General features: G+C 68.4%; 12 protein-coding genes. 5 read left to right on the top strand and 7 right to left on the bottom strand.

Annotated elements, in window-relative coordinates; translation table 11 throughout:
- Positions 1 to 4 precede the first annotated feature (4 nt).
- Entirely contained in the window at positions 5 to 1969 is a 1965-nt protein-coding gene (gene acs, locus ACOZ4N_RS03855) for an acetate--CoA ligase (RefSeq protein ID WP_424018621.1), read from the bottom strand.
- A 107-nt stretch (positions 1970 to 2076) separates the two neighbouring features.
- Here acs and ACOZ4N_RS03850 point away from each other — a divergent pair, with 107 nt between their 5' ends.
- Complete coding sequence (locus tag ACOZ4N_RS03850) at positions 2077 to 2697, top strand: uracil-DNA glycosylase family protein (RefSeq protein WP_424018620.1); 621 nt, start codon at positions 2077 to 2079, stop codon at positions 2695 to 2697.
- Here the strand turns inward: ACOZ4N_RS03850 and ACOZ4N_RS03845 are convergent, their stop codons facing one another.
- From ACOZ4N_RS03845 to ACOZ4N_RS03835, 3 genes are all read right to left on the bottom strand, one after another.
- Positions 2698 to 4095, bottom strand: a complete 1398-nt coding sequence (locus tag ACOZ4N_RS03845; protein WP_424018619.1) for a sodium-dependent transporter — start codon at positions 4093 to 4095, stop codon at positions 2698 to 2700.
- Between the two features lie 43 nt (positions 4096 to 4138).
- Entirely contained in the window at positions 4139 to 5479 is a 1341-nt protein-coding gene (locus ACOZ4N_RS03840; protein WP_424018618.1) for a sodium-dependent transporter, read from the bottom strand.
- Positions 5480 to 5604: 125 nt separating this feature from the next.
- On the bottom strand, positions 5605 to 6303 hold the full coding sequence (locus ACOZ4N_RS03835; protein ID WP_424018617.1) for a DUF7509 family protein: 699 nt from the start codon (positions 6301 to 6303) through the stop codon (positions 5605 to 5607).
- 128 nt (positions 6304 to 6431) lie between these two features.
- Between ACOZ4N_RS03835 and ACOZ4N_RS03830 the strand changes: the two genes are divergently transcribed.
- A complete protein-coding gene (locus ACOZ4N_RS03830) occupies positions 6432 to 6812 on the top strand; it encodes a helix-turn-helix domain-containing protein (protein ID WP_424018616.1) in 381 nt (126 codons plus the stop codon).
- Between the two features lie 124 nt (positions 6813 to 6936).
- On the opposite strand, the gene ACOZ4N_RS03825 is transcribed toward ACOZ4N_RS03830, so the two are convergent.
- Positions 6937 to 7644 (bottom strand): SDR family oxidoreductase, encoded by a 708-nt coding sequence (locus ACOZ4N_RS03825; RefSeq protein WP_424018615.1) that lies wholly within the window; start codon positions 7642 to 7644, stop codon positions 6937 to 6939.
- A gap of 126 nt (positions 7645 to 7770) precedes the next feature.
- Here ACOZ4N_RS03825 and ACOZ4N_RS03820 point away from each other — a divergent pair, with 126 nt between their 5' ends.
- Complete coding sequence (locus ACOZ4N_RS03820; RefSeq protein ID WP_424018614.1) at positions 7771 to 8433, top strand: glycerophosphodiester phosphodiesterase; 663 nt, start codon at positions 7771 to 7773, stop codon at positions 8431 to 8433.
- 175 nt (positions 8434 to 8608) lie between these two features.
- On the opposite strand, the gene ACOZ4N_RS03815 is transcribed toward ACOZ4N_RS03820, so the two are convergent.
- Positions 8609 to 9364: a hypothetical protein gene (locus tag ACOZ4N_RS03815; protein ID WP_424018613.1), complete on the bottom strand. Its 756-nt coding sequence runs from the start codon at positions 9362 to 9364 to the stop codon at positions 8609 to 8611.
- Complete coding sequence (locus ACOZ4N_RS03810) at positions 9361 to 10884, bottom strand: serine/threonine-protein kinase (RefSeq protein ID WP_424018612.1); 1524 nt, start codon at positions 10882 to 10884, stop codon at positions 9361 to 9363. The genes ACOZ4N_RS03815 and ACOZ4N_RS03810 overlap by 4 nt, the downstream gene beginning before the upstream one ends.
- Positions 10885 to 11064: 180 nt before the next feature.
- On the opposite strand from ACOZ4N_RS03810, the gene ACOZ4N_RS03805 reads away from it, so the two are divergent.
- Positions 11065 to 13368, top strand: coding sequence for a methyl-accepting chemotaxis protein (locus tag ACOZ4N_RS03805; RefSeq protein WP_424018611.1), 2304 nt, complete (start codon positions 11065 to 11067; stop codon positions 13366 to 13368).
- A 2-nt stretch (positions 13369 to 13370) separates the two neighbouring features.
- Positions 13371 to 14090 (top strand): bacteriorhodopsin, encoded by a 720-nt coding sequence (locus ACOZ4N_RS03800; RefSeq protein ID WP_424018610.1) that lies wholly within the window; start codon positions 13371 to 13373, stop codon positions 14088 to 14090.
- The last annotated feature ends 7 nt before the right edge of the window (positions 14091 to 14097 follow it).

Below are 14097 nucleotides of genomic sequence, written 5' to 3'. Positions count from 1 at the left end.
AACGTCAGTCCTCGTCGTCCAGCGCGGATTCGAGTTCGCCGACGACCTCGGGATTGCGGAGCGCGCTGGTGTCGCCCAGATCCTCGTCGTGGGCGACCGATTCGAGCAGGCGGCGCATCACCTTCCCCGAGCGGGTCTTGGGCAGGTCGGGCGTGAACACCACCACGTCGGGGACGGCGATGGGGCTGATGGCCGACTCCACGGCCTCGTGGACCTGGTCGCGGAGCGTGGCTTCGCTCGCCCCTTCCGCCGGACTGACGTAGGCGTAGACGGCTTCGCCCTTCAGGTCGTGGGGGCCGGCGACGACCGCGGCCTCGGCGACGCCGGTCACGTCGGCGACGGCGCTCTCGATCTCCATCGTCGCGAAGCGATGGCCCGAGACGTTGAGTACGTCGTCGACCCGGCCCAGCAGGGTCACGTACCCGTCCTCGTCGACGGTCGCGCCGTCCTCGGTGAAGTAGGCCCAGTCGTAGCCGTCGAGGTTCGGTCGGGTCGGCTCGCGGGCCGCGAACCAGTCCTCGTCGTGGACCATCGACAGCGGCATGCCCGGCCAGGGGTCGGTGACGACGAGGTAGCCCGACTCCCCTGGCTCGACCGGGTCGCCCTCGCCGTCGACCACGTCCGCGCCGATCCCCGGGAGCGGGCGGCCCGCCGCGCCGGGTCTCATCCGGTCGACCCCTGGCAGTGTGGAGACCATCACGCCGCCGGTCTCGGTCTGCCACCAGGTGTCGACCACCGGACACTCGCCGTTCCCGATGTGGTCGCGGTACCAGTTCCACGCGCGGGGGTTGATCGGTTCGCCGACGGTCCCCAGGAGTCGGAGACTCGACAGGTCGTGCCGGTCGGGGTGTTTCTCGCCCCACTTCATGAACGCGCGAATCGCGGTCGGGGCGGTGTAGAACACGTCGACAGCGTTGCGCTCGATCAGTTCCCACACCCGGTCTTTCTCGGGATGGTCGGGCGTGCCCTCGTAGAGCATCGTCGTCGTTCCCAGCGCGAGCGGGCCGTAGACGGTGTAGCTGTGCCCCGTGATCCACCCGATGTCGGCCGAACACCAGTAGGTATCCTCGGGCTTGATGTCCAGCACCGCGTGGGCGGTCCAGGCGACGTGGGCGAGGTAGCCGCCGGTCGTGTGGCGCACGCCGGTCGGTTCGCCGGTCGTGCCGGAGGTGTAGATCAGGAACAACTGGTCGGTGGCGTCCCGGGCCACGGGCTCGACGGTCTCGCCGCGGTGGGTGGCCACCAGCTGTTCGTAGTCGTGTTCGCCATCGGCCAGCGGCGTCCCGTCGCCCAGGCGGTCGACGACGACCGTCGTCACGTCCTGGTCAAGCCCGATGGCGGCGTTGTCGGCCTTGCTTTTCTGGTGGACCGGGGCACCCCGGCGGTAGTACCCGTCACAGGTGACGAGGTATTCCGAGTCGGCGTCGTCCATCCGTTCGGCCAGCGCGTCCGCCGAGAAGCCGGCGAACACGACCGAGTGGGGCGCGCCGATCCGGGCACACGCCAGCATCGCCACCGGCAGTTCCGGGATCATCGGCAGATACAGCGTCACCACGTCGTCCTCCTCGACGCCGACATCGCGCAGGGCGGCCGCGAACTCGTTGACCTCGCGGTAGAGTTCCAGATAGGAGTAGGTCCGGGACTCGCCGAGTCGTCCCTCCCAGGTCAGCGCGACCTGGTTCTTCCGCCCGTTCTCGACGTGGCGGTCCAGGCAGTTGTAGGAGGCGTTGAGCCGCCCGCCGTCGAACCAGCGGAAGGGCGGGCCCGCGCCGCCGAGTACCTCGTCGTAGGGCTCTGCCCAGGAGAGCAACTCCGCGGCCCGGTCCCAGCAGTCGGGCCAGTTCTCCGCGAACGCCTCGTAGACGCCCGGATCGGAGACGTTTGCCTGCTCGACGAACGACGGCGGGGGGTCGACGGCCTCCCCGACCGCCGCACGTCCCGACTGCTCTGCCGAATCCTCGGAGGGCATCTGTCGGTCGAAACTACGGTCTAGCGCGAATAAACGTTGGCACTCGTGGCCGCCAGTGAGCCGCCGCCAGGCGATTCCTTATCTCCCTGGCGGTCCAGAGAACCCGTGTGGAGAACGTCACGGACCGCCTGTCGAACCCGTTCGGGATGACCTACCCCTGCGAGCGGCCGGTCCCCGGGTACGGCGACGCCAACGCGCACTTCCACGTCGTCGGCGACCACCCCGGCGTCCACGGGGGCGCGGCGTCGGGAATCCCCTTCACCGACTGCCAGGCCGCCGACCGCCTCCAGCGCGCACTCGCGGCCGCCGGCCTGCTCACGTCGACGGGCACGCCCCCCGAAGTCGCGCGCACGTTCTGCTCGTATCTGTACCCCTGCGCGGGCGGCGAGCCGGCCGTGGCCGACTACGCTCGCCTCGAACCGCAGTTCGACGCGGAACTCCGGGCCATCACCGCCCACGTCCTCCTCCCGGTCGGCGAGCGCGCTATCGCCCACGTTCTGGAGACCTACACCGCTCGGCCCGCGCCCGAGGATGGCGACGTACTCCACGCGACGGAGCTACGCGGCGGCGGGTTCCTCGTCGTCCCGGTGGCCGAGCCGGCCGCCTGGACCGGCGAGGAGGCCGAGCGGCTGGTGGCGCGGCTCCGCGAGATTCGGCGAACCGATTACCGCCGCGAGGCCGACCTCGGCCGGTTTATCGCCGGGGACGAGCCCTACTTCGTGCGGTGATCAGAACACGGACTCGGGCCGCCGGAGGACGGCGATAGCGACACCCACGACGAGAATGGCCCCGACGAGGAGCCCGACGGCCGGTACCGACACGCCCAGCGTCGTCGTCACGCTCGACAGGCCGGTGAACGCGAGGAACACTGGGAGCACGACGGCGATGGCGTACAGCCACGGTCGACCCAGCGCGCGTGCCAGTCGCCCGGCACCGGACTCGTACTCCGCCAGTGCGACCCGGCCGAGGACCCAGCCGTCGAACAGGAGAAATCCGAGCAGGCCGACGGTCAGCGCCAGGTTCGCGACGGTGTCGGCCAGCAGGGTGAACAGGCTCGGCGAGAGCGCGGCGACGCTCCCGGTGATCAGGAACAGGCTTCCCACGCCGGCGGTCGCCCACGGGCGCGGCACGTCCCACTCGTCGACGAGGTACGCGACGGGGACTTCGAACAGCGAGATGGCCGAGGACAGCGCCGCCAGCGTGACGACGCCGAAGAACGTCACCCCGATCACCCGGCTGTAGGGCAGGTCCGCGAAGGCACCGGCGAGGCTGATGAACAGCGCGCCGGGGCCGCCCTGTCCCGGCGGGACGCCGAGCGAGAACAGAACGGGGAAGATCACCAGGCCGGCCAGCAACCCGACGAGCGTGTTGAGGCCGGCGATGATCGTCCCGTCGGCTGCCAGCGACCGATCCTCGTCGAGATAGGAGGCGTATGTCAGCATGACGCCAGCGCCGACCGAGAGGGTAAACAGCGCCTGGCCGGCGGCGGCCGCGGCCACGTCGACGAAGTTCGCCCGGAGGTAGCCCCAGTCCACCGAGAGGTAGAAACTGTATCCGCCGGCCACGTTCGGGAGCGAACTCGCCCAGGCGGCGAGGCCGACCAGCAGGACGAGGATGCCGGGGACCATGATCGTCGTCGCCAGTTCGATGCCGCGGTCGACGCCGGCGTAGACGACCGCCGCCGTCAGCAGCAGGAAGAGGACGTGGAACGCGACCGCGCCGAGCCCGTAGTCGATGGCCGCGAAGAACTGCTGGGGCGCATCGAAGTACGCGCCCGTCGCACTGCCCAGCAGGTACCGGAGGACCCAGCCGCCGACCACCGAATAGAACGAGAGGACGACGACCGACGCCAGTAGCGCGATCCCGCCCATGGGCCGCCAGTTTCGTCCGCCGAGTTTCGCGAACGCGCCGATGGGGTCGCTCCGGGCCCGCCGGCCGATCACGAACTCGCCGAGCAGGCCGGGGACACCGACCAGCACGACGAAAAGGAGATACAACAGCAGGAAAGCCGCGCCGCCGTTCTCGGCGGTCAGCCAGGGGAATCGCCAGACGTTCCCGATACCGACGGCGCTCCCCACGGCGGCGAGGATGAAGCCGATGCGCGTCCGCCACGATGCTCTCGTCATCAGTCGGGCCTGTAACCGGACGGCGAAAAACGTGTCGAGACGGTCAGAACGGTGCGAAGAAGGCCGGGTTCTCGCCGAGGAACAGCGTCTGGATTCCCAGCGCCAGCGTCACGAACACCAGCGTCGGGACCGTGAGCCGGAGCGCCCACATCCAGATAGGGCCGAATGTGCCGAGTTCACCCGCTCCCTGCCGGAGTTCAGCCACGGCGTCGCCCGCGAGCACCCAGCCGACGAACAGCACCAGCATCAGGACCGAGAGCGGCAAGAGCAGACTGTACGCGATGTTGTCGAACCACGTGAGCAGGGCCACGTCCCAGGCCGAGGGGAGGCCCAGCGCGAACAGCGCGACGCCGATCCCGACGGCCAGCTGTGGCCGCGGCACGTCGAAGTTGTCGTTGGCCCAGGCGACGGTGACCTCCATCAGGCTGATCGCCGAGGACAGCGCCGCCAGAGCGACGACGCCGAAGAAGACGACGCCGATCAGGTTGCCCAGCGGGAGCGAGCCGAATCCGGAGGCAACGGCGATGAACAGCGCCGACGCGCCACCGCCCAGCGCGGGATCGATGTTGTTGGCGAACAGGATCGGGAAGACGACCAGTCCCGCGAGGATACCGATGAGCGTGTTGAACACGACGACGGTGCCGCCGTCGACGAGCAGGTTGTCGTCGTCACCGATGTACGACGAGTAGGTGATCATGATCGCCATCCCCAGCGAGAGGGTGAAGAAGGCCTGGCCGACCGCGAAGGGAATGGCCGTTCCGGCGTTCTCGACCATGGTATCGAGGCTCGGCGTCAGGAAGTACGCGTAGCCTGCGCCAGCGCCGTCGAGGGTGAACGCCCAGACGGCCAGGAACACGAGCAGGACCGCGATGCTGGGCACCATCACCTTCGTTGCCTTCTCGATGCCGTCCTCGATACCCAGGGCGACGATACCGACGACGATTGCGAGGAAGACGAACTGTGCGGCGATGGCTTCGGGCCCGGCCGAGACGGCACCGAAGTACTCGGCCGGTGCGCCGAAGTACGCACCCTGTGCGCTGCCGACGATATAGCGGAGGACCCACCCGCCGACGACGTTGTAGTACGAGAGGATCCAGAACCCGGTGACGACCGCGAACGCACCGAGAATCCGCCACTGTCGGTGCCCGAGTTCGGAGAACGCGTCGACCGCGTTGCGATGTGTTCGCCGCCCCATCACGAACTCCGCCAGCATCGCCGGGAACCCGATCAACAGCACGGCGATGAGGTAGAACGCGACGAAGGCCGCGCCACCGTTGCCCGCCGTCTTGAACGGGAACTGCCAGAGGTTCCCCAGTCCGACCGCGCTCCCGATCGCCGCTACCAGAAAGCCAACCCGTGTCGCCCAGGTCTCTCGTTTTGCCATTGGTTTCGCTCCGCAGGGGGCTATTCAATCATCCCTCAAATATCCATTGACGAATGTGGTAGGTGGTGGACGGAGCGCCCGCTTGCGGTGCGTTCTGTACGTGTCTGAAAACAATCACGTGGGCGTCACGCGAGTTCGAACACGTCGCCCTCGACGAACCCGATCAGTTTCTCGAGGAGTTGCTCGCGGTCGGCGAAGTGGGAGATCGGCACGTCGTAAGCCTCGTCCATCTCGTCGATGGACGCCGACGCGAACCGCGGTTCGAGATACGTTCGCCCGTCGCGCTCCGCTCGTTTGGCCTCGGCGAAGATCCGACATAGTTCTGGCGGCCGCGACGGATCGTCGCCACGGAGGCCGAAGGACTCCGGGATCGCGCCGGCCTCCGCTCCGACCCCCGTCGTCAGACTGGCTTTCGTGAAGACGAACGCACTGGCGTCGCTCGCGGCCGCGAAGGCGACCGACTGGTCGATCACCGGCATGGCCGGCCCGTCGGCCCCCTCCTCCTCGACCTCCCGCACCGTGGGGATCGCCACGTCGGTCGCGAGAAACGCCGTCACACCCGCCACGTCGGAGAGTTCCGCACAGAGGCCCCGGAGCGTGGCCTCGATGTCGTCGGGGTTCACGTCGTCACGCCCGTGGTCGTGCGGTGCCAGCGGGTCCGGCGGCAGGTCCGAGAACGTCCGATCCTCGTAGAGATAGCCCGGATCGAGCAACCGGTACGGTCCCATCACGAACACGAGTTTCGTCCCGTCGGCCGCCCCCGGGACGGACTCACGGATGATCGACTCCACCGACCGCCCGTCGTGTTCGGTGAGTCCGGTCACGTTCTCACCCGGAAGGGCCACGGAAATGAAGCCCGGTGGTCCCGGTCGCCGGCTACCGACCCAATCGTTTAAACTCATTGTCTTAATTCAGGTTAAGGCTTAACTCGGTCGGCCGGCAAGTGACGGATATGAGCGAACGGACCAGGGAGACACAGGCGGACGGCCAGCGGTCGCTGGCCCGCGAGCGCGTGGAGACGGAACTGCTCGGGGACGTGCTGGACTTCGACCGCGAACTCGGTCGGCTGGAGGCGGTCGCCAGCGAGGTCCGGTTCCCCATCCTCTACCTGCTGGCCGCGGAGGACGGGCTCAGCTCCGGCGAACTGGCCGATCTGACCGGGCGGAAACAGCGTGACCTCTACCACCACCTCGACACGCTCGAAGAAACCGCTCTCGTGCGGAAACGGACCCGGGACGGCTCCCGGTTCTACGAACTCTCGGCGCTGGGAGACCGACTGATCGAACCGCTGTTCGAGACGCTGCGGGAGCGGGCGGACGAACGGACCTCGTAGACCCGCCGGGCCGTCTTCACGCCTCACTCGGCCTCACTTCCACCCTCCGCAGGAGCGCCGCGTCAGGAAGTCAGGCCTCACTCGGCCTCACTTCCACCCTCTGCAGGAGCGCCGCGTCAGGAAGTCAGGCCTCCCCGTACACCGGGACCGCCGCACCGTTCGTGACGCTCGTGGCCTCCGAACACAGCGCCAGCACGGTCTGAGCGATGTCGGCCGGGTCGACCCACGCGTCGTGGTCGGCGTCGGGCATCATCTCCCGGTTCATCGGCGTGTCGATGACGCTTGGCATCACCGCGTTGGCCCGGACAGTTCCACGGTTCTCCTCGGCGATCGTCTCGGTCAGGAGGCGCACGCCGGCCTTGCTGGCGCGGTAGATGCCGTCGCCCTCGCCGCCTTCGAGCGACGAGCGCGAGGAGACCGAGACGATGGCTCCCTCGCTGTCCTGGAGGTGCGGGAGCGCGTGTTTCGAGGCCAGGAACATCGTCTTCAGGTTCACGTCGAACAGGAAGTCGAAGTCCTCGGCGTCGGTCTCCTCGATTGGCGTGCCGCCGCGCCACGTGCCCGCGACGTTACAGAGGTAGTCGAGGCCGCCGTTCTCCTCGGTCACGGTCTCGATGGTCTCGGCGACCTCGGCCTCGGCGCTGAAGTCGGCCTGGTGGTGACAGACCGGGTCGGGGTCGGCAAGGAAGTCCTCGCTGTCAGGGCCGACGATGTCGGCACCGCAGACGTCCGCCCCGGCCTCGTGGAAGGCCTCGATCACGGCACTGCCCAGCGCACCCCCCGCGCCCGTCACCAGCGCGGTCTCGCCACTGAAGTCGAACTCGACTGGCATGCCACGACGTACCGTTCCGAGCGGCAAAAAACCACGAGTGGCCGACGGGCCTGCCGGTACAGGCCGCGACGGGGAGATTCCTGAAAGAAGGAAAACTCTTTCTCCGTGCCGCTCCCAACGGGGGGCGTGCGCTGTATTGCCCACAGGGGATTCGCCGAGACCTATCCGGAGAACACGATCACGGCTGTCCGGTCGGCGGCCGAACACACGGACGTGGTCGAGATCGACGTGCGCCGGTGTGGCTCCGGCGAACTCGTCGTGATCCACGACGAGACCGTCGAGCGCGTGACCGGCGGGACCGGGCGGGTCGACGAGTTGTCCGCCGACGAACTGGCGGCGCTGGACGTCCTCGATTCCGGCGAGGGCGTCCCGACGCTCGCGTCGCTCCTCGACGCGACACCCCGGGGCGTGGAACTCGTCTTCGACCTCAAAGAGTCCGGCATCGCGGTCGACGCGCTGGACGCGGCGGACGACGCCGGAATCGACGTTCTCGTTTCCGCGTTCTCCGCCGATATCCTGGCGGAAGCCGGCGACGCGGGCGCGGACAGACTGGCCTTTCTGGCCGCCGAGGGCGACGAACAGGGGATGCTCAACGTGGCTCGCGACCTGGACTGTGAGGCGATCCATCCCCACTGGCAACTCTGTGTCGACGAGTTCGTCGAGCGCGCCCACGAGGCGGGGCTCGACGTCAATGCCTGGACGGTCCCCTCGCGCCACGACGCCGACGCCCTCGCACACGTCGGGGTCGACGGCGTCATCGTCGACCGACCCGCGGTCTGCGGTGACTGAGTCGCGACTGCCGGACAGAGAGCGACGACGGACGACACCGGACAGCGGCCGCTACCGGGGTCGAAAGGAAGGAAGGGGTGGGGGATGGTGGGGGTGGCACAGAAATCTGTGCCAGTGATTCCGTTTCAGTTGCTCACGCATATAAATCTACTGGCGGTCGCGGCCGAACGAACTCTCAGAGGCCCGCCACGTTCTGCCGGAGTTTGATCGTCGCGGTCATCAGCGTCGTCGCGGTCATGATGACGAACACGACCTGGATGTGCCGGACGACGCCGACGGTGAGTCCGACCAGCAGCGTGAGGTCGACGACCAGCACGAGCAGGGCGAACGCGACGACGGGGAGCAGGTGACGCAGGAGCGAGTCCAGAAGGGTGCCCCGGACGGCAGACCGGGTCAGCTGTCGCCGCCCGTAAATCAAGCCGTAGCCGGCGACGGCCAGTGCCGCGACGCCCTCGATCGCAGTCAACACGTCCGTTGGCCCGAACAGTCCGGACCAGAACAGGCTCGTGGTCACCAGGACCCCGAAGACGACTTCGACGGACCGGCGTGTGGCGGGCGGGGCGTCTGCGGTCCGGCCGGCGTTGGCGAGGGCCTCGTTGGTGTTGATCTCCCGCATCGTCAGCGCGAGCGTGAGCAGGAACGTGAGCATCACGCCGTCGCGGTACGGCGTGGTCACGACCGCCGCGGGGGTGGTGACGGCCGTCGCGGCTTCGACCACCCCGAGCGCGCCGTACAGCGCGGCGGTCAGCCCGACCAGCAACAGGTAGTTCCACAGCGTCGACTGGGCCTCGATCTCGGTGCGTTCGCCGTTGAGGTACGCGTAGAGTCCGAACCGGACGCCGAGCACGAGCATCAGCGAGAACGCGATGAAGAAGACGAACGCGAGACCGGCGTCCCTGGCGAACACCGAGGTCTGGAGCGCGAGGGTCACTCCGCCGCCCTCCGTTCGAGTTCGCGGGCGACCTGGGTCGCCGTCTCGTAGCGCGTGAGCTTCTGTTTGGCCATCGCCGTCCGCAGTACGTCGTCCAGCCAGGCCGGAATCTCGGGGTTGATCTCGGAGGGGAGCGGCGGCGTCGATTCGAGGACTCCGGTCCTGACTTCGCCGTACGTGCCCTGGAACGGCGGCCGGCCGGTGACCAGGTAGTAGACGACGGCCCCGAGCTGGTAGATGTCGGTGGCGTGGTCCACGTCGCCGTAGCCGCGGTCGAAGTACTCGGGGGCGGCAAAGCGGGGATCGAGTAGCGAGGCGGGATCGACGTACATCCGCATCGCGGTCAACAGCCCGACGTTCGACACGAGCGGGCGCTGGCGGTCCGCGATGGTCGTGCCCGTGTAGACCACGTTGTACGGGTCGATGCCGGCGTGAACGACCCCGCGCTGGTGGATCGCGGCGACCGCCTCGGCGACCTTGCGCCCGTTCCAGACCGCCTCGTCGATGGAGAGGTCGAGCCGGTCGTACAGCGACTCGCCGGTGAACGCCGTCGCCATCCACAGCGAGGGGTCGGTCCCCCAGTCGTAGAGGGTGGCCACCCCGTCGTGATCGGAGACGGCCGCCCAGTTTTCGAGTTGGCCGGCCACGCTGGCCTCGAACCCGTCCGCGTCCTCGGGCGGCTCGAAGACGCCCAGGGCGACGCCTTCCTCGGACCCGTCGACCGTCACCCGCGACCGGTAGACGGTCGCGAATCGGCCCTCGACCCCGCGCGAGACGACCTGTACGTCGTCGAACCGACTGTTCGCGGCGATCCGGTCGACGCCGATAGCGTCGGCGACCGCCGCGAGTTCGGCCTCCTGTTCCCGGCGCTGGGCGGCCGGTGAGGGGGACCTGCCCTCTGCAGTCCCGTCGTCCTGCTCGTCGTCTGTCCCGTCGCCGCCCGCCTCGTCGGCGGCGGGCCCGCCCGAGTCGTCGTCCAGCCGATCACGGGCGTCGTCGCCACGGGCGTCCTCCGGCGGGCCACCGACGGCCTCCCCCTCCTCGCGGTAGACGCGCTGGGGACCGGGCGATCCAGCCTCGGCAGGTGTCTGTGTGCGGCCCACGTCGCGGTTGCGTTCGGACTGCCCGACGTAGTCGCTGCGGGCGAACCCCTGAGAGAGTTCCAGATAGCGACGCCGGCGGTCGCGTTCGTCGGCTTCCTCGGCCAGGTTTTCGAGGACGGCGTCGACGCGCTCGGGGTACCGTCCGCCGAGATAGCCGAGCGCGTGACGGGTTTCCAGCTGGAGGGCGTCGGCGGCCACACGGTCAGCGAGCCGTCTGGCGACGGCCTCGACGAGGTCCGGATTCGCGGTCGCCACGAGCGTCAGCGCCCACGCGGCCGAGAGTCGCGACTCCCGGTCGTCCTCGTCCAGCGCGGCCAGTAGCGTCGGGATCCGGGATCGACCCCCAGCGGGATCGTCGAGTACCGCCCGAACGGCGGCGCGGATCTCCGACGACGCGTCCTCCTCCGGCTCTGCCATTGAATTCGTGACCTGTCGTGGCTTTGGTACCATGCGCCATGACTGTTTTGCCGATTTCCGACGACGAGGGCGGTCTCGACTCGGTCGTGGGGCCCGAATCGCCGGCGAGCGGCCAGAGAAGTTATCAGGTATGAGAACCGCGGAGGAAGGCTTACTAGCCGGACAGTATTTGTATCGATAATGACAGCGGATCGGGATTCACTCCTCCCGGCGTTCGTCAGCAAGCGATACACGAGACGGCTCGGGTTCGCACTGGCGCTCGCCATCCTCGTCGTCGTCGTGTCGGGTGGCATCATCAACGCCCAGGCACAGGCGACGCTACAGGAGGACGTCCAAGACCAGCTCGTGACCAGCGCCGAGACGCGCGCACAGCAACTCGACACGTGGATGAGCGCGGTGAAAGGCGACGTGCGGACGACCGCCGAACTGTCGGTGTTCCAGTCCGGCGAACAGGCGGCGATCAACGACGCGCTCGAATCACGGGTCGCGAACGACCGGGTCCCGCAAGACGTGGTCGCGGTCCACTACCTGAACACGTCGAGCATGACCTTCGAGGCGAGTTCGAGCGAGCAGTTCGTGGGCGTCAGCCCCGCCGAACAGGGCGCGCCGTTCGCGAACGACCCACCGACCTTCGACGGCCCCTCGGACGTGTACGTCTCCAGGCCGTTCCGCGTCCCCATCGCCGATCATCCGATCCTGGCGGTCATCACCCCGGTTCCGGGGACCGAGGACAAGGCGCTCGTCTACATGACGGATCTGGCGAGTCGAACGGAGGCGCTCTCGTCGGCGCGAGGCAACTCCACGACCGTCGTCGTCAACGAGCAGGGCCGGTACGTCGCCCACCCGAACACCTCGATGATCATGACCGAACACGAGGGCGGGAGCGGCGAGATGCAGTTCATGGAGCGGGAGATGCACGGCGAGACCATCGTGATGGGCATGGCCGGGATGTCCGCCCAGGAGTGGACCGTGATGGTCCACAGTCCGGCCGAACAGGCCTACGCGCTCGGGGATCAGATCAGCTCCGACCTGATCGGGCTGATCCTGCTCGCCGTCATCAACCTCGGACTCGTGGGCGTGACCATCGGGAGCGGGACGGCCATCTCGCTGCGGCGGCTGGCCGGCCGTGCCGAGACGATGGCGGACGGGAACCTGGACGTGGACCTGCAGACCGTCCGTGACGACGAGATCGGGACGCTCTACGACTCGTTCGACCGGATGCGCGAGTCGCTGCGCTCGAAGATCCGCGAGACCGAGGAAGCCAAACAGGAGGCCCAGACGGCCAAACAGGAGGCCGAAGAAGCTCGCGTCGAAGCCGAACGCGAGCGCGAGGAAGCACAGGCGCTGAACGACCAGCTCCAGCGGAAAGCCGAGGAGTACGGGACCGTTCTCGGCGCCGTCGCGGACGGTGACCTCACCGCCCGGGCCGACACCGACGCCGAGAACGAGGCGATGGCGGAGATCGGCGCGGCGATCAACGAGGCGATCACCGACCTCGAAGCGACCGTCGCCAACACCCAGGCGTTCGCGGAGAACGTCCTCCAGTCCAGCCGGGAGGTCGACGAGAGCGCGACGACGGTCGAGGAGGCCAGCCAGCAGGTCCGGGAGTCGATCCGCGAGATCTACGACGGCGCGAGCGAGCAGTCCGACTCGCTCCAGGACGCCGCCGGCGAGATGGAGAACCTCTCGGCGACGGCCGAGGAGGTCGCCTCCTCGGCCCAGGAGGTCGCGGACACCTCCCAGAAGGCCGCCGAGGTCGGCGAGACCGGGCGGGAGGCCGCGCAGGAAGCCATCCAGGGCATGAGCGCCATCGAGGAGGAGACCGACCGCACCGTCGAGGAGATGAACGCGCTCGACGAGGAACTCTCCGAGATCGGCGACATCGTGAGCGTCATCACCAACATCGTCGAGCAGACGAACATGCTCGCGCTGAACGCCTCCATCGAGGCCGCGCGGGCGGGCGAGGCCGGCGAAGGGTTCGCCGTCGTCGCCGACGAGGTCAAACAGCTGGCCGAGGAGACCAAGGAGGCCGCCAACGACATCGAACAGCGGATCGACCGCGTCCAGAACCAGGCCGGCGACACCGTCGAGACGATGGAACGGACCCAGGACCGGATCACCGACGGCGTGGCGACGGTCGAAGACGCCGTGGACGCCCTGGAGACCATCGTGGAGTACACGGAGGAACTCGACACGGGCATCCAGGAGATCGACGACGCCACGGCCGAGCAGGCACGGACCGCCCAGGAGGTGATGGGCACCATCGACCACCTGACGGCGATCAGCCAGCAGACCTCCTCGGAGGCCAACACGGTGGCCGAGGCGGCCGACGAACAGACCGACTCCATCGACGAGGTGGCGAACAACGCGGAGGCGCTCCAGGCACGCGCCCAGGAGCTGTCGAACCTCCTCGACCGGTTCGAGGCGGAAGCACTCAACGCGGCCGCGGGGCCGTCGAACACCACCGCGACTACTGACGACTGACCATGACGGACATCACAACCTGGTTCACGCTCGGGACGCTCGGAATGATCGGCGGGACGCTCGCGATGGGCTACGCGATGTGGCGTGCGCCCGGCGAGCGCGCTCGCGAGGACTGGCTGCTGATCGGCGTCGGGGTGACGGCCGCAGTCGCCTACGCACTCCTGAGCGCCGAGATCGGGACGCTCCAGGCGATGGACGGGCACACGATCTACGCGGTTCGGTATCTCGACTGGCTGTTAACCACGCCGATGCACGTGGCCTACCTGGCCCTGCTCGTCGGCGTCACGGGCCGGTACCTCTGGGAGGCCGCCGGCGTGCAGGCCCTGACCATCGTGCTGGGACTGGCCGGTGCGTACGCCGTAGGGCCGCTGAAGTGGATCCTGTTCGCGGCCGGTGGCCTCGCGTTCGTCCGCGTCCTCTACCTGCTGTACGGGCCGATCACCGACGTGGCCCGCGCAGGGGACGAGGACGTGGCCGGCGTTCACCGGACGCTGTTGAACTTCATCGCGGTCCTGTGGCTGATCTACCCGATCATCTGGGTCCTCGCACAGAGCGGGATCGGGATCCTCGATCTGGAGACGCAGGCCCTGGTCGTCACCTACATCGACGTGGTGGCGAAGATCGGGTTCGGTCTGATCGCGCTCAACGGCCGCGCGGTCGCGTCGCTGATCGGTGGCGACGAGAGCGACGCCGTCGCTGGAGAGCCGTCGACGACGGATTGAGGAGAGC

The sequence above is a fragment of the Halorientalis pallida genome (assembly GCF_049605515.1).
Lineage (GTDB): Archaea > Halobacteriota > Halobacteria > Halobacteriales > Haloarculaceae > Halorientalis > Halorientalis pallida_A.
The sequence above is the reverse complement of the archived record's forward strand: the minus strand, read 5'-3'. Positions and strand labels throughout refer to the sequence as shown.